Below are 21,415 nucleotides of genomic sequence, written 5' to 3'. Positions count from 1 at the left end.
CGGAACCCGGTGATCACTCGCGCCGATTGCGGCGGTCAGGTGCAGGGCGAATGCTGCAGAGGTCTGGTATCCGAGGGTCGGGTAAGGGCATTTGGTATTGTAGCTGGTCCTCCAGGCCGCAATCAGGTTACGGGGATGGGTAAGGTTGCGACGAAGCAGTTCCGCATCGGCCTGCCCGGCGCGATATGGTGTCATTCGATCCTGTGTCCGGACGCCACTTCAGGATCGCGTTCGACGTCAGTTCTGTCCCGTTTTGACTGACAATCATGCCAGACTTGCCGCGGCGTTCGATCAGCGCTGTAAGCGATTTCGGCAAGGCAGCCCTGTGTGGCCTCGTCCATCACGTTCAACACCCGGACCTGCCGCCCGCAGGCGAACCGGTCATTACCAGGACCCGCGCCCGAATGCCAGGCACCTTGCGGCGCGCTTTGCGTTAGCGAACCTTTAACCCTGCCTGGCTGCAAAGCCGGCAGCCGAAGCTGCGCCGTTCATTGGCCAGGTCCCTCAGCCAGCCACGCAACGGCATGTCAGGCGCATGCTGCGACTGATATCTCACCATCCTTCCGGTTCGCCCCGGCAATCTGGCACATCCACCATTCTGACGTCCCCGTATGGACCGTCAGATGCGCGCCAGCCTCACGCTTCACGACGGGCGTCACCATTATTTAACAACAGCTCATTCATCGCGGCTAAGTCGGGCATGTGCTCGGCCAGCAACCGCCTGGACTCCGACACCGTCTGTCCGGATTGCTTCGTCTTCCATGCGAAGAATTTAGCTTGCGGCAGAGATCAGCACAGTCCGCGCCTGCCTGATGTTCATGCAAGATCCCGATGATCTGCGCCTCGGTTCGAATTCTTTGCATCGTTGCCCATCCCTTCCCCCGGCCCGGCGCGGGGCGCAGATCGAGAGAGGATCGCATGGCAGGCAAATTGGAACCAGGTCGGTTTTCATTGCAAAGGTTGCATGAACCCGGTCGGGCTTTCAGCTTGCCGGCCTGAAAAGGCCTGCGTTGCAACGGCGACAGGCCTGGCGCGGGCAGATTGTGACCATGGTGAAAGCGTATGGAAACGACATCGCGCCGTCTAGCGAGATCCTCGCCGGCTTTCGCCATGTCGGAGCCGCCGCAGGGCAGATTGTCCGCCAGGGCCGATCACCTGTCAGATGCGCGGCGGGTGGCCCGCCAGATCGTCACAAAGGGCAAAATGCGAACCACCGGTTCACCGGCACACCCGACATCCGGCCTGCATTTCCTGATCCGCTCCTCCCCCCCGCGACATTCCAGGCCGGCGTTTCTGACATGCACGTCAGCAAACGCCAGACGCAGGGTGAGACAGGCTGGCCGGATCGAAGGAGCGAGCGGCGGGCGCAGCTATGGGGCAGTTGCCACCCATCCGCGGGATTGCGCGCATTTAGAGGGCGAGGCGAACACTCTTTTCGCTGTGGGATGCGTGGGACCGGGCGCATACATCCGGCGCTGTTGACCTTGTCTTAAACGTAGCCGGCGCAGTCCCGGCCGCATGGTGACAGAGAACAGCGTGCGCGCCGCCTCAGGCGCGACCCCGGATAGTGGCACAAAGAACGATCTCCAGTTGCGCTTCGCCCCGGATCCCGAAAGTTGCCCTGGCAAGGGCGCAGAGCGCAAAGTTACGCATGGGCTCTCCATGCTTGTGCCTGTCCACCAGCCGCCTGCAAGCCAGATCCCGTCGAGGGATGTGAGGCCGAAGGCATCCATTCATCCATTTTGTCAATCGGTGTGGAAAACTGCCCCCCTATCGGCGCGCAATATTGCCCCCACCCGGCGGTCGGCGATCAGGGCCTGAGCCGACGGAACTGATCATGTTGTGAAGGCGGGTCATGCCCTGATCGTCAGGCGCGGTTCTTGAAGCGCCAGGACTCGTTTCCGGTCTCGACGATCTCACAGTGGTGGGTCAGGCGATCGAGCAACGCGGTCGTCATCTTCGGATCGCTGAACACGGCTGGCCATTCCCCGAAGGCGAGGTTGGTGGTGACGCTGATCGAGGTGCGTTCGTAAAGGCGGCTGATCAGATGGATGGAGGAGGATTAGAAAACAGTCCGGTGGACTGTTTTCCCGACGACACAGCTGGCCGCCGGATTGGGCGAAGGGCAGATAGCCCAGCTCGTCGAGGATGATGAAGTCCAGCCGGGTCATGTAATCGGCCAGGCGCCCCTGCTTTCCGGCTCGGGTCTCTGTCTCGAGGTGGTTCACGAGCTCGACGACATTGTAGAAGCGCCCTCTGGTGCCGGTGCGGATGAGAGCGCGGGCTATGGCGATGGCGAGGTGGGTCTTTCCGGTGCCGGTGCCGCCGATCAGGACCACATTGCGCTGGTCGGCCACGAAGCTGCCCGTTGCCAGCTCTCTGACGAGACCTTCGTTCACAGGTGTGCCGGTGAAGTCGAACTCGCCGATGTCACTCGCCGATGTCCTTGGCCAGGGGCAGCTTGGCGACGGTCATCTGGTAACGAATTGAACGCGCCCCTCGCCTGTGGTTCTCGAACCGATGGCGAACCACCGGCTCGATCTCGGCGATCTCCGACTGCAGCAGATCGCCCACGATGCGCGGGGGTTCGTGCTGGCGCTTAATGCCGCTGGCCATGACCTCGTCCCCGCGGGCGTATGCCCGCAATTCGGGCGGGGGCGCTGCGCATTCCGTAGAACTTCAGCGTCCCCATCAGGTCGAGGAGTTGGGTGCGTTCCATGTCGGCTGGTCCTCCTGAGGCTGTCATAGCGCGCGCAGTCGGCCACGGGTTCGTGGGTCAGGCGCAGGGTTGCGGGGGCGGGAAGCAGAACGGCGGGCGCCGGGTCACGGCTGCGCGCCAGGATATTGATGACCACCGGGGCAGAATGGACGCCCTGATCGAGGGCTTCCCTGCAGGCAGCCTCGACAGCCAGCAGGCCGTCGTCGCGGACGCAGCTGAGGATCTGGACCATCTGCCGATCGCTATCATCGCTGCCCTTCAGCTTGCGCCGGATCGCGGCCATCGCCGGGGCAGCACCCAGTCCTTGAATGGGGCGCCATTGCGCAGCGCGCCCGGTTTGCGCGCGAGAACAGGAACATAATGCCATGGGTCATAGGCTGTCTGGCCGCGACCGAAGATGCGCGCATGCTCCGCGACGACATTCCCGTCCTGGCGAATGACGATCCGATCCGCATAGGCATGCACATCGACCGGTCGGCCCACCGCGGTCGAGATGACCGAGTATTTGTTGTTATCGAAACGCACCGTGCAGGTCTTCGCCATGCGAGACCTTGTTCGCCATTGGTTCGAGAACAATGGTCGAGCGGGCCGGAACGCTGTGGAAGCCATCGAAAGGTCCTGCGTAGGGCACGAGGCGCGGGCGCTCCTCCTCGAACACTTCCCATACAGTCCGATCCGCCTGCTCGGGTGGCGGTGTGCCTTGGCATAGGCCACGCATTTATCCAGCAGCCAGGCGTTCAGCTCTTCGAAGCTCTTCACCCGCAGGCGAGGCGTGAAGAACCGCTCGCGCACCAGACCGACCTGGTTCTCGACCTGACCCTTCTCCCGGCCAGAGGCAGGAGTGCAGGCGACCGGCTGAACCAGATAGTGGCCGCACATCTGGAGAAAGCGGCGGTTGTAGAGCCGTTCTTTGCCGGTAAACACCGCCTCCACAGCCGTCTTCCCTCGCCATGGCCTTGAACCAGTGGCGGCTCATGGCTCGATGTCGCAGATGCCGCGCGTGCAGGTGCCGCGGAAGAAGGCGAAGGCGCGATCATGCGTGTCGAAGATCGAGCCATTGGGCGCCATCGGTCCGAGCCGCATGGCGAGGCTCCTGGCTCGCGCGCGGGTAGGCCCGAACGAACATCATCCGGCTGTGGCAGAGGCGGACATGGGCCACCTTGATCGTGACGGTCACGCCTGAGACCAGCACCACCTCGTGGCTCCGGTCGAACTGGTAAGCCTCTCCAGGATCATAAGAAAGCGGCACATAGGCCTCGGCCGCCGCTGTCCCGCGGCTTTGCGACCAGGTGCGGGCAAAGCGACGGATGGCGTCGTAGCCGCCTTCATAGCCAAGGGCGCGCAACTCCTCGAAGATCCGGATCAGCGTCAGCCGCTCTCGGGACGGCTTGCCCGCATTCGCCGCGAGCAGCCGGTCAAGCTGGTCCTGCCACGGCCCGATCCGCGGCATCGGCTGATGCGTCCGCTCGTAGCTGAAGTCCGTCTCATCCGACCGCAGGATCTTGCGGACGGTGTTCCGGGAGACGTGCAGCTCTCGCACGATCTTCTTCATCGACCAGCGCTGCACGTAGAAGGCCCGCCGGACCCGCGCAATCGTATCCACCTGCTTCATCTCCCCCTCCGTCCGCTGACCCGCAGCGAACGGTCTGACGAAATATCAGGGGGGTCAAAACTGGGCGCCGATGCCCCCCGTTAGGGGGTGAAAGTTGCACGCCGAAACACAGCATTCACCGCATTTACCCGCCCGCCAAAGGCCCCTGCACGCTTAAACAGCGGGATAGAGGCGCCTAGGATGCCATGCGCCAGCACGAGGCCCAGGGTCACGAACGGCATCGGGCAGCCCCCGGTCAGCCGTTTGATGAGCCGCAATCCCGGGTGGATTTAACGGAAGACCGTCGCCGCACCAGACGCTTCCCAGGTCAGTTGCAGGCCGCTCAAGCCCGAGGATCTGGCGGCGCGTCACTGGCTGTACCACCACTCGCGCAATACCGCCAGGATCCGGACCTGGCCCCTCGCGCGGGCCCGGGGGGGCGGGTAAGCTGTCCTGCCCGAATGCATACGCATGAAAGGAGTTGAGCCGCCGGGGCGCTCGCGCGGCGCGGCCCTGGCATCGCCTGCCTGCTGCTTTTCCTTAACGGCGAGGAGCTGAAAGACGAGTACCTCCTGTCGATCCTGCCCCACTGGGTCAGGGCGGAAAGATCCGTTCTGCCTGCTGTCTCCCGCCGGCCGCAAAATCGCAACAAAGCTTCGGATGCGCCTCGATGCCATGGCCGAACGCCTCGGGCCCCGGGCATACAGAAGCGAGGTCAGGCCAGGGCCACGGGTCTGCGCCTTTGCAGCGCCGCGTTCAGCGTTCTGTCAGTTTCAGCTCGATACGGCGGTTTTGCGCCCGCGCCTGTTCGCTGTCGCCGGGATCCACCGGGCGGAATTCGCCAAATCCGGCCGCCGCCAGATGGTCCGGCGGAAATCCAAGATCGGTCTGCATGAAACGCACCACCGACAGCGCGCGTGCCTGGCTGAGCTCCCAGTTGTCGCGAAACGCGCCGCCGCCCGAAAGCGGCACATTGTCGGTATGGCCGTCGACGCGGATGATCCAGTCGATCCCGTCGGGGATCTGCTGGCGAATCTCGTTCAGGATCGCGACCACGCCGGCGATCTGGCTGCGGCCTTCCGGGGACAGGTCGGCCGATCCGGGGCGGAACAGCACTTCGGATGAGAACACAAAACGGTCCCCGACCACCCGGACGCCCTCGCGGTCCGAGAGCAGCGTGGAAAGCTGGCCGAAGAATTCCGAGCGGAAGCGCTCCAGATCCTGGTTCGCCGCTTCGAGCCGGAGACGCTCTGCCGCTTCCAGCTCGGCCCGGGCGCGCTGCTCGACCGCGACCTGGGCCAGCGCCGCATTCAGATCCTGGCCGAGCGATTCCAGCTGCAGCTGTGACGCCTCGCGCGCGATTTCGGCATCATCCAACACGGCCCGAAGCGCGCCGAGCTGGCTGCGCAACTCTGCAAGCTGCTGGTTCAACAGCTCCATTTCCTGCGCGGCCTTCAGAACCTTTTCCTGTTCCGCCAGCAAAGCCGTCTGCGCTGCCGACAGAACCGCCTCCTTTTCGCTTTGCGCTGCCGCACCGCTGGCAGCCGCAGTCCGGGCGGCGGCGAGCAGGGTCAGCGTCTCTTCCGCCCGCTTGCGTTCCGCTTCCAACGCCAGCGTCATCGCGGTGAGTTCCGTCTGCGATCCTTCCAGACGCTGGCGCAGGGCCGCGAGCGCCGCGGCATCGGCCAGCGCCGCCGCTTCCTTCTCGTCAAGTTCAACCTTTGCGGCGTCCAGCGCAGCCTTATCCGCCGTATCCGACGCCTTCATCTCGGCCAGAAGTGCCTCCAGCGCCTCACGCCGCGCCGCATCGAGACGCGCGGCCTCGCTCGCAGCGTCAACCTCACTGCGGGCCGTCGCCAGAGCGAGGCGCATCGCCTCCGCCTCGGTCGCCAGATCAGCATGGTCTTCCTTCAGCGCCGCAGCTTCCGCCGCGCTGGCGGTGGCCTTTGCCTCTGCCGCCGCCCGGGCCACCATCAGCGCCGCGACCTGGGCCTCGAAATCGGTGATCCGCGAAGCAGCCGAGGCCAGCTCGCCCTCGCGGGCCGCGAGATCGGTGCGCAGACCGGCGATCACGCCTGCCTGCCGCTCACCCTGCGCCAGGGCCGAGGTCAGTGAGGCCTGGAGACCGCCGACCTCGCCCTGCAATTCGCCGACACGGCGCCGCTCCATCCCGAGCGCCTCAGACAGCGCCGAAACCTGCTGGTTCAGCGAGGAAAGTTCGCTGTCGCGGACGGTGATCTGCTCCTGGAGCACCGATTGCATGACGGTGAAAATGGTAAGAACGAACATCAGCACCATCAGAAGCGTCGTCACAGCATCGACGAAACCCGGCCAGATCAGACTGGAATCGCGACGATTGCGGGAGAGCGCCATGGCTCAGCCCCGCGCCGGGGGCTGAGGCTGAGGCTGAGGCTGACGGGCAAGCTGCCGTACCGCCAGCGTCAGCTGTGCGAGATCATGGCGCAGATCGGCAAGGGTCTCCTGCCGGCCGGCGCTGACTTCCTCGAGCACCCGCAGCATCTGCACATCGATCGAGCGCAGCCGCATCCGGCTTTCGGGATCCTCGCCGGAGGGGCCGGTCTTTGACAGCGCCGCGAGAAGCCGCTCCTGCCCCTCCGCCATCCGGCGCAGGAGGGTCAGCGTCTCTTCATCCGGGACATGCCGGGCCCGATCGGCTGCGCGCTCGGCGGCCCGTTCGGCGGCCCGTTTCGCAGCCTGATCTTCCGCTTGCTGCGCCGCCGCCTGTTGCGCCGCCGCAAGCTGCGCCACGGCCAAAGACAATCCCTCCAGCCGCTGCTGCAGCCCCGCCCGCGCCTGATCGGCCTGGAGGTAATGCGCCTGCATTCCCTCCATCTGCGTGGCCAGCTGGTCGAGCACCATCACTGCCGCCGACTGATCGCCACCACCCGCATCGCCTTCCGCAAGGCCGATCCGCGTGATCGAGGACAGCCATTCTTCCAGCTCTCGGTAAAACCGGTTCTGGCCATGGCCGGCGAAGAGTTCGAGCAGGCCCAGCACAAGCGAGCCGCCAAGACCCAGCAGTGACGAGGAAAACGCGGTCCCCATGCCGCCCAGCTGGCCCTCAAGCCCCTGCATCAGTTTGCCGAAGATCGCGATGCCGCTTTCGCCTTCTTTGGGCGAAAGGCTGCGAATGGTCTCGACCACCGAAGGCACCGTGGTGGCCAGCCCCCAGAAGGTGCCAAGAAGCCCAAGGAAGACCAGAAGGTTGATCAGATATCTGGTGATATCACGCGCCTCGTCCACCCTTTGCGCAACAGAATCAAGGATCGACCGGCCCGAGCTGGACGAAATGGCGAGCCCCCGCCCGGTCCGTGATTTCAGAAGCGAGGCCAGCGGCGCCAGCAGCAACGGCGCCTGGGTCTCATCAACCCCAGGCGTCTCGCGGACAAAATTCTCGATCCAGCTGACCGATTGCGCAAGGATCCAGACCTGCCAGAAACAGGTGATCACCCCCAGGATGAAGACGAAAGCAATCATCCCGTTAAGCCAGGGATTGATCAGCATGATGTCTTCAAGACGTTTATGCATGAACCAGACGCCCACTGCCACCAGGGCGCAGACGATCAACATGGTCACAATGGCGCGGATCGGCTGGCTGAAGGTCGTGCCGACCGCCTCGCGCGACCGGGAACCCGGCGTTGCCTCGGGTCTTTGCATGAAGAACTGCCTGCCAGGTTGACTGCTTTTGTCAACCTTAGCAGGTTGCGCCGCGCTGCCAAATGAAATCCTGATGTCAGCCAGCAGATGTAAGCGCCGGAGCCTCCGGCGGGGATATTTAAGGACAGAAAATAATGCCTCGCAGCACCTGCGTCATTTTCTGTCTCTAAATATCCCGGGGGTCTCCGCCAGGAGACGGGGGCAGAGTCCCCTGCCCGGCCTTCAGCCCGCGATCCGGCGCACCCTTTCCGACAGCCAGTCAAGTTCAGGATCTGCAATACCCAATTCGGCCAGGTGCTGCGTTGTGGACCACAGATAATCGCGGTTCGGACCGCGCCCGCCATGGGCCTGGGCGATGATCCCGGCCTGCTCTTCCAGCCCGAGGGCTCCGGTATACTGCGCGTGGTGGCGGTCGACGACATAGGTCAGCGCCCCGATCCCGCCCGCCGCAGTCTCGAGCTGCACCGAGACCTCGATATAGGCGGAAGAGACCAGCTCGCGTTCGCGCAAAGCGGCAAGCGTCGTGGCTTCCTCGCCCGGCTCGACGCGAAAAGCGAGGCCGTCGCAATGGCCCGCCGCATCCGCATCCAGGGCCAGCACGAGGCCCGGATTTGCCTCGCTGCCGCGGTGATGGATCGACCACATGCAGAAACTGCGGCGCCAGCCCCGGGCACGCGCGAGGCGGCGTTCTGCCACCGGGAATTCCGGATTCCAGATCAGCGAGCCATAGCCAAAGATCCAGAGCGGGCCGGCAGTGAGGGCGGGATCGGCTTCGGGCAAGGCTGGCTCTCCTGTGTCTCAGCCTGTAAACACTGAAACGGGCTGTCAGGAAAAGGGGCAAGCAATGCGCTGGCTGATCGGAATTGGTGCGGTATTCCTTACACTCTGGTGCGGCTGGTGGTTTGCCGGGCGCTATGTGATCCTCAGCCAGACCGAACAGCTGATCGCGGATCAGCGCGCTTCGGGGGCGATGCTGGATCTGCCGGGCTTTGGCCTGACCGGGTTCCCGAGCCGCTTTGACCTTTCCACCGAGAGCATCGCTTACAGCGATCCTTCGGGAAGGGTCCGCTATCAGGGTGGCGCCGCCTATGCCTATGCGATGACCTGGAAGCCCTGGCATCTGGTTTTCTGGCTGCCCGACAGCCAGGTGATCACCCTGGGAGATCAGGTGTTTCAGCTCGACGGCAGCAAACTTCATGCCAGCCTGCGCGCGGCGCCCGCGCTGGATCTGCCGCTGGCGCTGGCGGCCTTTTCGGCCGAGACGCTGCGCGTGACCCAGGCCTCGGGCCTGTCGCTGGGCTTTGGCCCTTCGAGCCTGCGGATCGAGGCGGCAGACGCGCCGAACAGCTATCATCTCGGGGCGACCCTGACGGAGATCCGGCCGGATCCGGCATTCCTTGCCACGCTGGCGGCGGTCGAGCTGCCCCAGGCGCCCGAAACCGCGCTTCCCGCCCAGATCGACCGGTTCCACTTTAACACCATTGTCACTCTGACCGCACCGCTTGACCGTCATGCCGGCGCGACAAATCCGCAGGTGGTGTCGGTCGGGATCACCGATATCTCGCTGACCTGGGGCGAGATGGAACTGGTGACCTCTGGCAATATCGCGCCCGACAGCGAGGGTTTTGCGGCCGGGACCGTCACGCTGACGGTCCGGGGATGGGAGCAGCTGCCGCGCTTGCTGGTTGCGGCAGGCGTGATCGCGCCGAATATGGCCGGTTACCTGTCCAGCATGTTGCGGGGCATGGCCCAGCAGAATGCGGACACCCAGGAGGTCAGGATGGATCTGGTGCTGAAAGACGGGCTGATGAATTTCGGGCCTCTGCCGCTGGGTCCGGCGCCGAAACTTGGGGCCCTGCCTGCACCGCAGGGCTGAGACCCGGTCCCGCCTGAGACTTGGGGCGCCTGAAAATTGCGGGCGCCTCAGCGGCAATAGGCGCCGTTGCGATGGCTGGCGGTATCGAAATGCATATGGTCTTCGTGATAGCCGTCCGAGCCCGGGCCAAGCGTGGTGCCAAAGATGCCGCAGGCGCCCTTATGGGCCTTGCGCATGGTCTGGTCAAACCCGCCCAGCACCCGCAGCACTTTGCCTGAAGCAAGCCGGATGCCCGAGATATCAACCGCCTTGCCGCGCCCATGTTCAGAGACCTTGGCGCCCTTTTTGTTGTTCCGGGGGCGGCATACATAGTGACCGGCAATCTGCAATTCGGCGATCTGATTGCCATAGGCCGGTTGTGCGACACGCTCGACCCAGGTGTTCAGCGCCCTGGCGGTGCCGCAGTCGATGGTCACCGCCATCGACAGCCGGACGCCTGAAACCGAAGTGACCCGCACCCCGTCCGGCAGGCCGCAGCCCTGAACTTTCGAGGTGATCGGTGCGATTTTCTCGCCCTTGATTGCGGCGACGCCACAGACCGAGCCTTTGACGGAGGCCGGCTCTTTCGATTTCTTCTTGCCCCTGCTGGTGTCTTTTTCCGGCACCACCTTTGGCACGGTGGCCGATACGGGGATTGCCGCCGAGGCCAGGCCGATGATTTTGGCCGGGCGCTGCTTTGGCCGCAGCGAGGTCGCAAGCCCTGCTGCACTCGCCTCTGCCACCGGAGGGGCGGCAGCAGTTTCAGGGGCAGGGGCGGATTGCGTCTGTGCCAGCTTCTCCACCGCCTTCGGGCGGGCTTTGGGGCGGGGGCCGGGGGGCGGAGCCGCCGCAGTTGCGACCACCGCAGTCGTCCCGGGGGCCGGTGACGGCGCTGCTTTTGCCACGGGGGCGACGCTCGCCGGGCCTGGACTTGCAGTCGGTTGCGGCAGCGGCATCGACGCCGGCAACATCTCTCCGATCAAGGGCAGATGCGACGCGGCCTCGGCCAGAACCGGCCCAGCGACCGGCCCAGCGACCGGCCCCATGAGCGGCTCAGCGACCGAACTGGAAACCTTATTGGAGGAGCTGAGCCGGATCACATCCAGCCGGGGATTGGCCGGCGGCGCCGGGATCGACGGTTTTGCCGTGGCCACGGCGGGCGCGGGCAGGCCCGGACCAATCAGCGCGGGGACAGGGGGGGATAGATTCGCGGGGCCCGCCGCAGCTGTGGAGACGGCAAGCACAGGATTGGCCAGCGGGCGCGGCGAGCGCTTCATCGGCTCGGCGAAGGCCGGTGTCATCGCCAGCGGGAAAAGCAGCAAAAGGGCCGCGAACCTGGGCTTCATCGCAATCTCCCCTCCGAACGGAACCGTCCGCGCCCCCGCAGGATGGCGCTCAGGTTACGGCCCTGTCCGGCGCGTCACTCTCCACCGGGCCAGCCTCTGTCAGACTGGCATCCGCCGAACCGGTCTCATCGCCCTTATGGCGCGCGGCCCGTCCGAAATCCGGTGCCGAAGTATCCTGACCTGCCTCGATGATGCCACGCCGGATTTCACGGGTGCGGGAGAAATAGGCATGAAGCTGCTCACCCTCGCCCATGCGGATCTGGCGTTGAAGCATGAACAGCTCTTCGGTGAAGCGCCCGAGGATATCGAGCACCGCTTCCTTATTGGTCAGGAAGACATCGCGCCACATGGTCGGGTCCGAGGCCGCGATCCGGGTAAAGTCGCGGAAACCGGAGGCGGAATATTTGATCACCTCTTCCTGGGTGACACGGCTGAGATGGTCCGCCACGCCCACCATGGTAAAGGCGATCAGATGCGGCGTATGAGAGACGACGGCCAGAACCAGATCATGGCGCTTCGGCTCCATCTCATCGACATTGGCGCCGATGGCCTCAAGCAGCGCGCGCAGCCGTGCCAGCGGGCCGGGCGCCTGGCCTTCCAGCGGCGTGAGCAACCACCAGCGGTTTTCAAAAAGCGTCGCGAAACCGGATCGCGGCCCGGAATATTCGGTTCCCGCCAGCGGATGGCCTGGGATGAAATGCACGCCCGCAGGGATATGCGGCTGAACCGCCTCGATCACCGCCTCTTTGACCGAGCCGACATCGGTAACCACCGCGCCCGGCTTCAGATGCGGCGCGATCTCGGCCGCGATCACGCCCATGACACCAACCGGGACCGCAAGCACCACCAGATCGGCGCCTGCGACAGCCTCGGCCGCGCTGTCCGTCACCCGGTCGCAAAACAGCTCCAGCGCGATGGCGCGGGTTTCGGCGGAACGGGCATAGCCGATGATCTCGTCGCAAAGCCCTTTGGCCCGCAGCGCATGTGCCATGGAAGAGGCGATCAGCCCCAGCCCGATCAATGCGATGCGCGGAAAAGCCGCGCGCGAAGACCCGACCGGCGCGGCTGCGCTCATTTCTGCGCCTTGAACTGGTTCACCGCATGGGCCACCCGGCGGCAGCTGGCCTCATCGCCCACGGTGATGCGCAGGCAATTGGGCAGCTTATAGCCCGAGACCCGACGCACGATCAGGCCTTCCTTTTGCAGCCAGGCGTCACAGGCCTCGGCCTCATCGGCGCTGGCGAATCGCGCAAGGATGAAATTCGCGGCGGAAACATCGGATGGAACCCCCGCCTCGGCCAGGGCACCGGCAAGCCAGGCCCGCATCCGGGTGTTTTCGCTGCGCGACTTTGCCACCCAGTCCTGATCGCGGACAGCGGCCTCAGCGGCCTCAAGCTGCGCGGTCGAGAGGTTGAAAGGCTGACGGATGCGGTTGAGCACATCGATGATATGTTTCGGCCCATAGCCCCAGCCAACCCGCAGGCCACCAAGGCCGTAGATCTTCGAGAAGGTACGGGTCATCACCACATTCGAGCGCGCTTCGATCAGCGCGCGGCCGCCGTCAAATTCCTCGACATATTCGGCATAGGCGCCGTCAAGCACCAGGATCGCCCTTGCCGGAAGGCCGGCTGCCAGCCGTGCGACCTCGGCGGGCGCGATCATCGTGCCGGTCGGATTGTTTGGATTCGCGATAAAAACCAGCCTGGTGCGCGGCCCGCATTCCCGCAGGATCGCATCCACATCGGTCATACGCTCGCGTTCCGGCACTTCGACCGGGGTCGCCCCGGCCGCAAGCGCGCAGATGCGATACATGAGGAAACCATGTTCGGTAAAGATCACCTCATCGCGCGGGCCGGCATAGGCCTGAACCAGCAGATTGATGATCTCATCCGACCCCGCGCCGCAGATCACCCGGGCGGCATCAAGGCCATGGACTTCGGCAATCGCGGTCCGCAGCGCCGCATGATCGGTCGAGGGATAGCGGTTCAGCGTATGCACCGCCCGCTGGAATGCGTCTTTGGCCCGGTCGGGCGCGCCGAAGGGGTTCTCGTTCGACGAGAGCTTCACGGCATTTGCCACACCCGCAACCGAAGCCTTACCGCCCTCGTAAAGGGCGATATCGAGGATTCCCGGTTGCGGAATGATCGCTTCGGACATCTGTCCCTCCTGCTGTCGTCCGGGTTCTAGCCTCAGGCCGGACGCAAAGCCAGAGGCGAGATGCTTATTTCCGGCTGGAATAGGATTTGGCCTGGAACCAGTCCATCAGCGCCATGAGCACACCCGAGATCACGAAAGTCACATGGATGACGACCATCCAGTAGAGATCGGTCGGGTTGAGCGGCTTGGCATCGCCGATTTCCATAAAGCGCTTGAGCAGCGAGATGCCCGAGATCGCGACGATCGAGGCGATCAGCTTCATCTTGAGCCCGCCGAAATCGACCTTTCCCATCCAGCCGGGCCGGTCCTCACTGTCGACATCAAGGCGCGAGACGAAATTCTCATAGCCGGAGAACATCACGATCAGCACCAGATTGGCGGCGAGGGTGAGGTCGATCAGGGTCAGCGCGACGAGGATGACGTCTTCTGAGTTCATCGTCATCAGTTTGGGGAAATAATAGACAATGTCGCGGCCGAAGATGAAGACCAGCATGATCAGGCTGACCACCAGGCCCAGATACATCGGCGCCATCAGCCACCGGCTGCCGAAAAGCGTCTTCTCGAAAGCCTTCTCGATGGGATTCGGGGCGGTCATTGGGCGGAAACTCCTGTTTGCATCCGGGGTTCTTAGCGGGGCTTTGCGTAAAGAGAAGCACAAAGAAACCGGCTGAGCGAACTGTCGCAAGCGCCCGGGGGTGCTGCCCCGCCTGCCGACCCGGCGGCTTGCGCATCCGGGCAAAGACCGGAGACCGGGCAAAAAGAAAGGCCGCACAAAAGCGCGGCCTTTCCGAAATCTTCGATCCTGGTGGGATCAGTTTTTCGCGTAATATTCGACGACCAGGTTCGGCTCCATGACGACCGGATAGGGCACGTCCGACAGGCCGGGGGTGCGGACCAGTTTCGCGGTCAGCTTCTGATTGTCGACTTCGACATAGTCCGGAACGTCACGCTCGCTCAGAGCGATAGCTTCGGCAATGATCGCGAGCTGGCGCGATTTTTCACGCACCGAGACCACATCGCCTTCACGCAGGCGGTAGGACGCGATGTTCACTGCCTTGCCGTTCACCAGCACATGGCCGTGGTTCACGAACTGACGGGCTGCGAAGATGGTCGCAACGAATTTTGCGCGGTAGACCAGCGCGTCGAGGCGGCGCTCGAGCAGGCCCACAAGGTTCTCACCGGTATCACCGGTGACGCGCTCGGCTTCACCATAGATGCGGCGGAATTGCTTTTCGGTCAGATCGCCATAGTAGCCTTTCAGCTTCTGCTTGGCGCGCAGCTGGGTCCCGAAGTCCGACAGCTTGCCCTTGCGGCGCTGGCCGTGCTGGCCGGGACCGTATTCACGCTTGTTGAGCGGCGACTTGGCGCGGCCCCAGATATTCTCGCCCATACGGCGGTCGATTTTATGCTTGGCAGCGGTCCGTTTGGTCACGCTGATCTCCTTCGGTTATCGCCCGTAGCCGGGCCTGTGAAGGGCGTTGTCCTTTCCCCCTTTTCCTTGCGGATGCCTTGCGGCGGGGGCGACAGGGTCTTTCTTGCAAAAGCCACCAACACCAATGAAAAGCCCCGGGCGTTAACCCGGGAGCGTGGCGGGCTTATACATCCCGTGATGGGGGAGTCAAGCGCGCGGCTGCCGCGTTTTCAGCATCCCGTCTCTCAGCCGCGCGCCTCATGGAGAAACAGCGCTGCTTCGGCCGGCGTCAGGCCGCGGCGGGCAAAGCCGCCATAGCTCATCGGATCCTCTGCAACCCCCGGCAGCCGTGCACAAAGGCTGCGATAGTCACAGTGATCGAGCTCCGCCGGTTCAGCCTCACCGGGATGGAAACTGTCAGCGCCCAGACCATTGGCAAAGAGGACCTCATGCCGGCCAAGCAAGATATGGTGGTAGGTCACCTCGCGCAACGCGAGATCTGCGCGGATGCGGTGATCATCGACCAGGTCGCCGGCCCTGACCAGTACCTCGTCGCAATTAAACAGCGCCCGCGCCACCTTTCCCTGCATCAGGATCCGGTGCGACGGAGAGACAAGCAGATCGCCGTCAGGCCGGCCTTCGCCAAAGCCCCCCTCTCCGAGGGCGCCATCGCAGATCCGGATCGGTCGCAGATGCGGCATGGCATGCAACCGTGCGCCCGACATATGGCGCTGCCCGATCCAGATCACCTCCTGCGCGCCATTGTCGCGGGTGATCACCAGATCGCCGGGACGCAGGGTCTCAACCGCGACCTGGCCCGAGGGCGTCAGGATACGCGTGCCGCGCGTAAAACAGATCACGCCCGCCCTTGCGCGGGTGGTTTCCAGCGAGACACGGCTGCGCACCAGCCAGAGGTCACGATCCTTCGGCGGCATCGCGCCCGCGAAGGCCAGGAGCCAGCCCGCCGGATCGGCCGGCGACAGATCGCTCTGACCTTGCAGCACGGTGGCCGTCCAGCACCTGACGCCATCGGTAACGACGAAGCACTGCCCCGCAAGACCGGGCTCGCCTGAAGCCTCGGCCCCGTGCAGGGCGGCGCGCAGCGCCCGGACCGGTCCGGGCACCGCCGGCATTCCCGTGAGCCGCCCGATAATGCGGGAGGCGCGCTGTCTGATTTCGGCCATCCCCAGGGCGTCTTCCAAAAGCAGGATGTCGCGCGGAGCGTCCACACGCATCGCATCCCCCGACCAGCGCCATGAGACCCCGGTCGTCATCAGCACCGGCAAGGCCGGTTGATCGCCATCTGCTTCCGTCTGTGCCCAGGAAATGACGAACGTAGCCCGTGAGCCCGTTGTCATGCCTGTCTGCCTGCTCGTTCTTTTGTTTTATGGTAACAGGATAGCAGTGCGCGAATCGTCACGCTACAGAAATCTGACGGTCAGTTTTGGGCAAGAAAGGTCGCCGCAAATCCGATCAGGCGCGCTTCAGCTGGAGCCGGCCTCACCTGCGGCAGGCTTCATGCCCGGCCACAGTCATGATCGACACCAGTCACGCGCGCCCCGCAACCGGCGAAAGCGTCAGCGGATCGATTCCGTTAATCCGCATCGCCCGCCCCCATTTGCCGCCATCGACCGGGTCGAAGATCAGCTCTGGCCCGGCATCGGCAATCAGCCAGTCATTCCGGAGGATCTCGCTTTCCAGCTGACCTGCGCCCCAGCCCGCATAGCCAAGCGCCAGCAGCGCCTGTTCCGGCCCCGCGCCCCGCGCCAGTGCCTCGAGGATGTCGAGCGACACCGACAGGCGCAGGCCGCCCGGCAGCTCCATCACCGGGGTCTCGCCGCCCTGCCAGTCGGGCGAATGCAGCACGAAGCCGCGTCCGCGCTCGACCGGCCCGCCCTGACGGACCGAGATGGGCCGGGCCGATGCCGTGGGCGCAATGCCCAGATGTTTCAGCAGGTTATGGAAATCCAGATCTGCCGAGGGCTTGTTGATGATCAGCCCCATCGCGCTCTCTGGCCCATGGGCGCAGATCAGCACGACCGAATGAGCGAAGCCGGGGTCTTGCATCCCCGGCATGGCGATCAGAACCTTGCCTGCAAGTTCCATGGCACACCTCCAGCCTTAAGGATGGGGTGCAAAACGCCGCCGCTCAAGGGAAAGCACGGATAAGGGCTGTAAATTCCGCAGGAGCAGGGCAGCGGCGGTCAGGATACCCCGCACTTGTGGCATCCCGGTCGCTGACTGCGGCGCTTTGGCCACAGACACGGGCTCGTCGCCAGGTTGTGATTTCACACCGCCCGACCGCAGCCTATTTTGGGCGCCATGACCAGGAAACTCCCTTTCGCGCTTGCCGCCGCCTGCCTCGCAGCCCTGCCCTTTGCGGCTATGCCCATTGCGGCTCTGGCGCGCGATACATCGCAGGACCAGGTTCTGAAGGCCTCGGTTCTTGATGGCTGGACCACGGCCCAGGGCACCCGCATGGCGGCGCTGCGGCTTGATCTCGCGCCTGGATGGAAGACCTATTGGCGCAGCCCCGGCTCGGCTGGCATCCCGCCGCAATTCGACTGGTCCGGGTCAGAGAATCTGAAATCGGTTCGCATCCACTGGCCCGCGCCAAGCGTGTTCCATACCAACGGCATGCAATCCATTGGCTATAAAGAGCAGCTGGTCCTGCCGGTCGAGCTTATTCCAAAAGACCCGACCCGCCCGATCCGGCTTGAGGTGTCCCTTGATATGGGCATCTGCCGTGACATCTGCCTGCCCGCCGAAGTCGAGCTGAATGCCGGGCTGATGATGCCCGGCACGCGCGACCCGCTGATCGACGCGGCGCTGGCGCGACAGCCGAAGACCGGCAAAGAGGCCGGGCTCTCCTCCATCACCTGTGCGGTGGAGCCGATCTCGGACGGGCTGCGCCTGACTGCCACAATCGCCGTGCCCGTGCAGGGCAAGGCCGAGACCGTCGCCATCGAGACCGCAGACCGGACAATCTGGGTGTCTCAGGCGGTCAGCTCGCGCCAGGGCAAGGTGTTGACGGCCGTGGCCGATCTGGTGCCGCCCACCGGTCAGCCCTTCGCGCTTGACCGCTCGGGCGTCACCGTCACCGTCATCTCCGACAGCGGCGCGGTCGAGCTGCGCGGCTGCCCCGGCGGTTAGAAGCGGCCATTTCCGTCATCTGTGGCCGGGCGCGCGCCGCAGTGATGGGGCTTGCGCCGGTTCTGTATGCGAGGTTCCTTTGCCGCCATGATCCGTTTTCCGCGCCTCTCCGCCCTTTTGCTTTCCGCGTTGCTCAGCCTCCCGTCGGGGCTGCGGGCCGAGACCGTTGCGGCGCCGCAGCTGTCTGGCAGGGTTGCTGCGGTGGAATGGGGCATTTTCTGCGCCCTGAAAGCGATGGACCGCGCCCCTGCCCCCGACACGATTGCCGGCTGGCTGCATGTACCGCGCGACCGGATCGAATTTCACTGGCCCGATGAGAATGTGGTCCCCGCAAGCATCGGGCTTGCCTTCGGCATCCGCGTAATCGCTGCCCCGGGCGAGGTGACCGCCAATGCCGAGGCCCGCATTTATCGCCCCGGCCGCGCGAGGCCCGAGACCTGGGCCACATCGATCACTGATTCGGGCGAAGTGAACAGCTTTTTCCGCTTTGACGAAGAGGACGAGCTGATCCCCGGCATCTGGGCTTTCGAAGCCTGGGATCAGGGCACGCGGCTCTACCGCGTCGAATTTGAGGTCGTCCCCGCCGAGGCGCGCCCGGATATCGCGAATGCCTGCGGTGCAACTTCATGACAGATTTCATCGCGACATTTTAGAACCTGCTACAGCTTCGCGGCGAAATGATATTGCGCTGCGACTGCGAAGGCGCTAGGGATTCGGGCGAAACCGGACCTCATCCCAGCCAGTATCGGAGCCAGTCATGCCCCATGATGGTCAGCCCGCCACCCAGACCTCTGCCGCGATCCTGCTTCCCGATCTGAAGGCGCTGACCGCCGCGAGCCTGCCCGGGCTTGACCGGCTTTTCGTCGAGGCGCGCGAGGCCCTGCGGGATAAGGTTAGCATCGGCGGCAAGATCAGCGCGGCCGCGCTTGAGACCCATCAATATGCCGCGCATGCGCTGTCCTGGCTGGCCACCTATGTCGAGGCGCTGCGCCAGCTGGATGCCTGGGCCGGGCGGCTGACCGACCAGGGCCGCTTTGGCGAGATTGAGGCCCTGATCCTGCAGATCGGGTTTGGCGAATACCTTGCGCAGATCCGGGGCGGCATCCCGATGAGCCAGACCGAGATCGCCCGGCTTGCAGATCTGGGGCTGGACTATGAGCCGGGGGCCGAGGCGCTGATGCTCGCCGCGCAGGGCAATACCCCGGCGGCGCGGGCGCGGCTGGTCACTTTGATGCGTGAAGACAAGGCACGGGCGACCTTTGGCGCCTCGGGTCTTGATGACGAACTCGAGATGATCCGCGACCAGTTCCGCCGCTATGCCGATGAAAAGGTAATCCCACGCGCGCATGACTGGCACCTGAAGGACGAGCTGATCCCGATGGAGGTGATCGCGGAACTGGCCGAAATGGGCGTGTTCGGGTTGACGATCCCCGAGGAATTCGGCGGCTTCGGCCTGTCGAAAGCCTCGATGGTGGTGGTGTCAGAAGAGTTGTCGCGCGGCTATATCGGGGTCGGATCGCTGGGAACGCGGTCAGAGATCGCGGCAGAGCTGATCCTGTGCGGCGGCACGCCGGAGCAAAAAGCGCAATGGCTGCCGAAGCTTGCAAGCGGAGAAATCCTGCCGACGGCAGTGTTCACCGAACCGAATACCGGCTCGGATCTCGGATCCCTGCGCACCCGCGCGACCCGCACGGATGAGGGCTGGGAGATCACCGGCAACAAGACCTGGATCACCCATGCCGCGCGCACCCATGTGATGACGCTGCTGGCGCGCACCGACCCCGACACCACCGACTGGCGCGGGCTGTCGATGTTTCTGGCCGAGAAGACGCCGGGCACCGATGAGGCCCCCTTCCCGACGCCCGGCATGACCGGCGGCGAGATCGAGGTGCTCGGCTATCGCGGCATGAAGGAATATGAGCTGGGCTTTGACGGGTTCAAAGTAAAGGCGGAAAACCTGCTGGGTGGTCAGCCCGGACAGGGGTTCAAGCAGCTGATGCAGACCTTTGAATCGGCGCGGATCCAGACCGGGGCACGGGCCATCGGCGTGGCGCAGTCGGCGCTGGAAACCGGGCTTCAATATGCCGAGGACCGCAAGCAATTCGGCAAATCGCTGGTTGAATTTCCGCGTGTCGGCGGCAAGCTTGCGATGATGGCAGTCGAGGTGATGATCGCGCGGCAGCTGACCTATTTTGCGGCATGGCAAAAAGATCACGACAAGCGCTGTGACCTTGAGGCAGGGATGGCGAAACTGCTGGGCGCGCGCGTGGCCTGGTCGGCGGCGGACAACGCGCTGCAGATCCATGGCGGCAATGGCTTTGCGCTGGAATACCGCATCTCGCGGATCCTGTGTGACGCGCGGATCCTGAACATTTTTGAAGGGGCTGCGGAGATCCAGGCCCAGGTCATCGCGCGGCGCCTTCTGGACTAGAAGTCCTCTGTGGTTGCCGCCCTCTGTGCATGACCTCTTCTCTTGGGGCAGGTGTTCGGGGCGGTCATCTGTCAGGCCTTGTTTCTGCGGCAGTTTTCAGAATCTGCGGGCCGCGGTGCTGATCAGCGAGGCGGGTTCATATCTGTGTCCTGAGCCGGATTGCCCGCAGGTGCTGACTGGTTATTCCGATCCGTCCGAATCGTTCCTTTCCTCCGGAGGAATGCTGACCCGGCACCGCCGAAAGCTCTGCATGTCAGGTCGAAGACCTCGAATCCCAGACCTGTGACTGTGGCCGGCCACGGGATACTCTCTCGATCTGCGAGCCGAGCCGTGGAAGGGTGTGCTGATTTCTGCCGCAAGCACGGGATGTCGCAAGGCAAATTCTGTGCATGGAAGATGAGGTACCCCGGACAGACGGTGTCACAGGCCAGGCGGTTGCTGGCCGCGATGACGCCCTTCATGAAGCGCGAGGCTGGCGCGCATCTGATGGCCCATCGAGGGATGTCAGAATAGCGGGCGTCCCAGATTGCCTGGGCGGCTCATCGAAGGCGCGGGATTGTGGGCGCGTGAGACAACGCCGCCCGCTCCATGCTGGTGAACTGGCGCCTCCGCTCCGAATGGACCAGCCGATCACGCGCCGTGTACTGAGGTCGATGATCTGGCCATGGGAACGCCCTTGGTCCGGGAGACCATGGTGAGGTGCGCGAGAGGCAAAGCCTTCCACGGGTCCGGATGCCAGTGATGTCGGCCTCCCGGACATTGTCCGGGGCCTCGTGGTCGAACTGCCGGTCGAGACCTCTCCTGTTGACCTGAACCGATGGCGTTCGCCGGCCCGATGTCGGCACCGCCTGAAAGATTGGCGCTGTAAGTGAAAGGGCGGCGCCTGTAGCCGATCCGCGCGCTGATCCCTGCAAGCCCGGGCCAATCTGGCGACGCAGGTCCCGGGCTGATGCTTTCGCCCTGTTCAAGCAGATCATCATGCAGCAAGCGATATCAGAAGACCTGGCCGCTCTCCGCGCAGGCGTTCTGCAGTCTCTCAGCCTGGCGCCTGCCTTGCCTCATGCCCGCGCCATC

General features: G+C 64.4%; 15 protein-coding genes and 4 pseudogenes. 5 read left to right on the top strand and 14 right to left on the bottom strand.

Going from position 1 to position 21,415, the window contains the following annotated elements; all coding sequences use genetic code 11:
- Positions 1–27 precede the first annotated feature (27 nt).
- The 7 genes and pseudogenes from QNO18_RS06035 to QNO18_RS06005 all read right to left on the bottom strand — a co-directional run.
- Positions 28–863 (bottom strand): annotated as a pseudogene (locus tag QNO18_RS06035) (IS3 family transposase); the annotation flags it as partial.
- Between the two features lie 1,004 nt (positions 864–1,867).
- Positions 1,868–2,719, bottom strand: a pseudogene (gene istB / locus QNO18_RS06030) (IS21-like element helper ATPase IstB).
- Positions 2,720–2,729: 10 nt separating this feature from the next.
- A pseudogene (gene istA / locus QNO18_RS06025) lies at positions 2,730–4,331 on the bottom strand (IS21 family transposase); the annotation flags it as partial.
- Positions 4,332–4,411: 80 nt separating this feature from the next.
- On the bottom strand, positions 4,412–4,552 hold the full coding sequence (locus QNO18_RS06020) for a hypothetical protein (RefSeq protein WP_283176962.1): 141 nt from the start codon (positions 4,550–4,552) through the stop codon (positions 4,412–4,414).
- A 514-nt stretch (positions 4,553–5,066) separates the two neighbouring features.
- Positions 5,067–6,683, bottom strand: coding sequence for a peptidoglycan -binding protein (locus QNO18_RS06015; RefSeq protein WP_283176961.1), 1,617 nt, complete (start codon positions 6,681–6,683; stop codon positions 5,067–5,069).
- Positions 6,684–6,686: 3 nt separating this feature from the next.
- Positions 6,687–7,988: a biopolymer transporter ExbB gene (locus QNO18_RS06010; protein ID WP_283176960.1), complete on the bottom strand. Its 1,302-nt coding sequence runs from the start codon at positions 7,986–7,988 to the stop codon at positions 6,687–6,689.
- Between the two features lie 222 nt (positions 7,989–8,210).
- Positions 8,211–8,768, bottom strand: a complete 558-nt coding sequence (locus QNO18_RS06005) for a gamma-glutamylcyclotransferase (RefSeq protein WP_283176959.1) — start codon at positions 8,766–8,768, stop codon at positions 8,211–8,213.
- Between the two features lie 64 nt (positions 8,769–8,832).
- Between QNO18_RS06005 and QNO18_RS06000 the strand changes: the two genes are divergently transcribed.
- On the top strand, positions 8,833–9,864 hold the full coding sequence (locus QNO18_RS06000) for a DUF2125 domain-containing protein (protein WP_283176958.1): 1,032 nt from the start codon (positions 8,833–8,835) through the stop codon (positions 9,862–9,864).
- Positions 9,865–9,911: 47 nt separating this feature from the next.
- Here QNO18_RS06000 and QNO18_RS05995 read toward each other — a convergent pair whose 3' ends face one another.
- The 7 genes from QNO18_RS05995 to QNO18_RS05965 form a co-directional block, all read right to left on the bottom strand.
- Complete coding sequence (locus QNO18_RS05995; protein WP_283176957.1) at positions 9,912–11,189, bottom strand: extensin family protein; 1,278 nt, start codon at positions 11,187–11,189, stop codon at positions 9,912–9,914.
- A gap of 49 nt (positions 11,190–11,238) precedes the next feature.
- Complete coding sequence (locus QNO18_RS05990; RefSeq protein ID WP_283176956.1) at positions 11,239–12,264, bottom strand: prephenate/arogenate dehydrogenase family protein; 1,026 nt, start codon at positions 12,262–12,264, stop codon at positions 11,239–11,241.
- Complete coding sequence (hisC, locus tag QNO18_RS05985) at positions 12,261–13,346, bottom strand: histidinol-phosphate transaminase (RefSeq protein ID WP_283176955.1); 1,086 nt, start codon at positions 13,344–13,346, stop codon at positions 12,261–12,263. Before hisC ends, QNO18_RS05990 begins: the two co-directional genes overlap by 4 nt.
- Before the next feature lie 64 nt (positions 13,347–13,410).
- Positions 13,411–13,941 (bottom strand): TIGR00645 family protein, encoded by a 531-nt coding sequence (locus QNO18_RS05980; RefSeq protein WP_283176954.1) that lies wholly within the window; start codon positions 13,939–13,941, stop codon positions 13,411–13,413.
- Between the two features lie 216 nt (positions 13,942–14,157).
- Positions 14,158–14,778, bottom strand: a complete 621-nt coding sequence (rpsD, locus tag QNO18_RS05975; RefSeq protein ID WP_283176953.1) for a 30S ribosomal protein S4 — start codon at positions 14,776–14,778, stop codon at positions 14,158–14,160.
- Between the two features lie 224 nt (positions 14,779–15,002).
- Positions 15,003–16,115 (bottom strand): Hint domain-containing protein, encoded by a 1,113-nt coding sequence (locus tag QNO18_RS05970; RefSeq protein ID WP_283176952.1) that lies wholly within the window; start codon positions 16,113–16,115, stop codon positions 15,003–15,005.
- 190 nt (positions 16,116–16,305) lie between these two features.
- Positions 16,306–16,863 (bottom strand): YqgE/AlgH family protein, encoded by a 558-nt coding sequence (locus tag QNO18_RS05965; RefSeq protein ID WP_283176951.1) that lies wholly within the window; start codon positions 16,861–16,863, stop codon positions 16,306–16,308.
- Between the two features lie 216 nt (positions 16,864–17,079).
- Between QNO18_RS05965 and QNO18_RS05960 the strand changes: the two genes are divergently transcribed.
- The 4 genes and pseudogenes from QNO18_RS05960 to QNO18_RS05945 form a co-directional block, all read left to right on the top strand.
- Entirely contained in the window at positions 17,080–17,910 is an 831-nt protein-coding gene (locus QNO18_RS05960; protein ID WP_283176950.1) for a protein-disulfide reductase DsbD domain-containing protein, read from the top strand.
- A gap of 87 nt (positions 17,911–17,997) precedes the next feature.
- Positions 17,998–18,540, top strand: coding sequence for a DUF3859 domain-containing protein (locus QNO18_RS05955; RefSeq protein WP_283176949.1), 543 nt, complete (start codon positions 17,998–18,000; stop codon positions 18,538–18,540).
- A gap of 127 nt (positions 18,541–18,667) precedes the next feature.
- On the top strand, positions 18,668–20,341 hold the full coding sequence (locus QNO18_RS05950) for an acyl-CoA dehydrogenase family protein (RefSeq protein ID WP_283176948.1): 1,674 nt from the start codon (positions 18,668–18,670) through the stop codon (positions 20,339–20,341).
- Positions 20,342–20,680: 339 nt separating this feature from the next.
- Positions 20,681–20,851 (top strand): annotated as a pseudogene (locus tag QNO18_RS05945) (IS3 family transposase); the annotation flags it as partial.
- Between the last annotated feature and the right edge of the window lie 564 nt (positions 20,852–21,415).

It is taken from the genome of Gemmobacter sp. 24YEA27 (genome assembly GCF_030052995.1).
GTDB lineage: Bacteria > Pseudomonadota > Alphaproteobacteria > Rhodobacterales > Rhodobacteraceae > Pseudogemmobacter.
Note: the sequence above shows the minus strand (reverse complement) of the source record. Positions and strands in the feature narration are given on the sequence as shown.

Excerpts from the sequence above, each read along its gene's own strand:
- QNO18_RS06020 (WP_283176962.1), bottom strand. The coding sequence starts at position 4,552 with ATGCCGTTCGTGACCCTGGGCCTCGTGCTGGCGCATGGCATCCTAGGC.
- QNO18_RS06015 (WP_283176961.1), bottom strand. The coding sequence starts at position 6,683 with ATGGCGCTCTCCCGCAATCGTCGCGATTCCAGTCTGATCTGGCCGGGT.
- QNO18_RS06010 (WP_283176960.1), bottom strand. The coding sequence starts at position 7,988 with ATGCAAAGACCCGAGGCAACGCCGGGTTCCCGGTCGCGCGAGGCGGTC.
- QNO18_RS06000 (WP_283176958.1), top strand. The coding sequence starts at position 8,833 with ATGCGCTGGCTGATCGGAATTGGTGCGGTATTCCTTACACTCTGGTGC.
- QNO18_RS05995 (WP_283176957.1), bottom strand. The coding sequence starts at position 11,189 with ATGAAGCCCAGGTTCGCGGCCCTTTTGCTGCTTTTCCCGCTGGCGATG.
- QNO18_RS05990 (WP_283176956.1), bottom strand. The coding sequence starts at position 12,264 with ATGAGCGCAGCCGCGCCGGTCGGGTCTTCGCGCGCGGCTTTTCCGCGC.
- hisC (WP_283176955.1), bottom strand. The coding sequence starts at position 13,346 with ATGTCCGAAGCGATCATTCCGCAACCGGGAATCCTCGATATCGCCCTT.
- QNO18_RS05980 (WP_283176954.1), bottom strand. The coding sequence starts at position 13,941 with ATGACCGCCCCGAATCCCATCGAGAAGGCTTTCGAGAAGACGCTTTTC.
- QNO18_RS05970 (WP_283176952.1), bottom strand. The coding sequence starts at position 16,115 with ATGACAACGGGCTCACGGGCTACGTTCGTCATTTCCTGGGCACAGACG.
- QNO18_RS05965 (WP_283176951.1), bottom strand. The coding sequence starts at position 16,863 with ATGGAACTTGCAGGCAAGGTTCTGATCGCCATGCCGGGGATGCAAGAC.
- QNO18_RS05960 (WP_283176950.1), top strand. The coding sequence starts at position 17,080 with ATGACCAGGAAACTCCCTTTCGCGCTTGCCGCCGCCTGCCTCGCAGCC.
- QNO18_RS05955 (WP_283176949.1), top strand. The coding sequence starts at position 17,998 with ATGATCCGTTTTCCGCGCCTCTCCGCCCTTTTGCTTTCCGCGTTGCTC.
- QNO18_RS05950 (WP_283176948.1), top strand. The coding sequence starts at position 18,668 with ATGCCCCATGATGGTCAGCCCGCCACCCAGACCTCTGCCGCGATCCTG.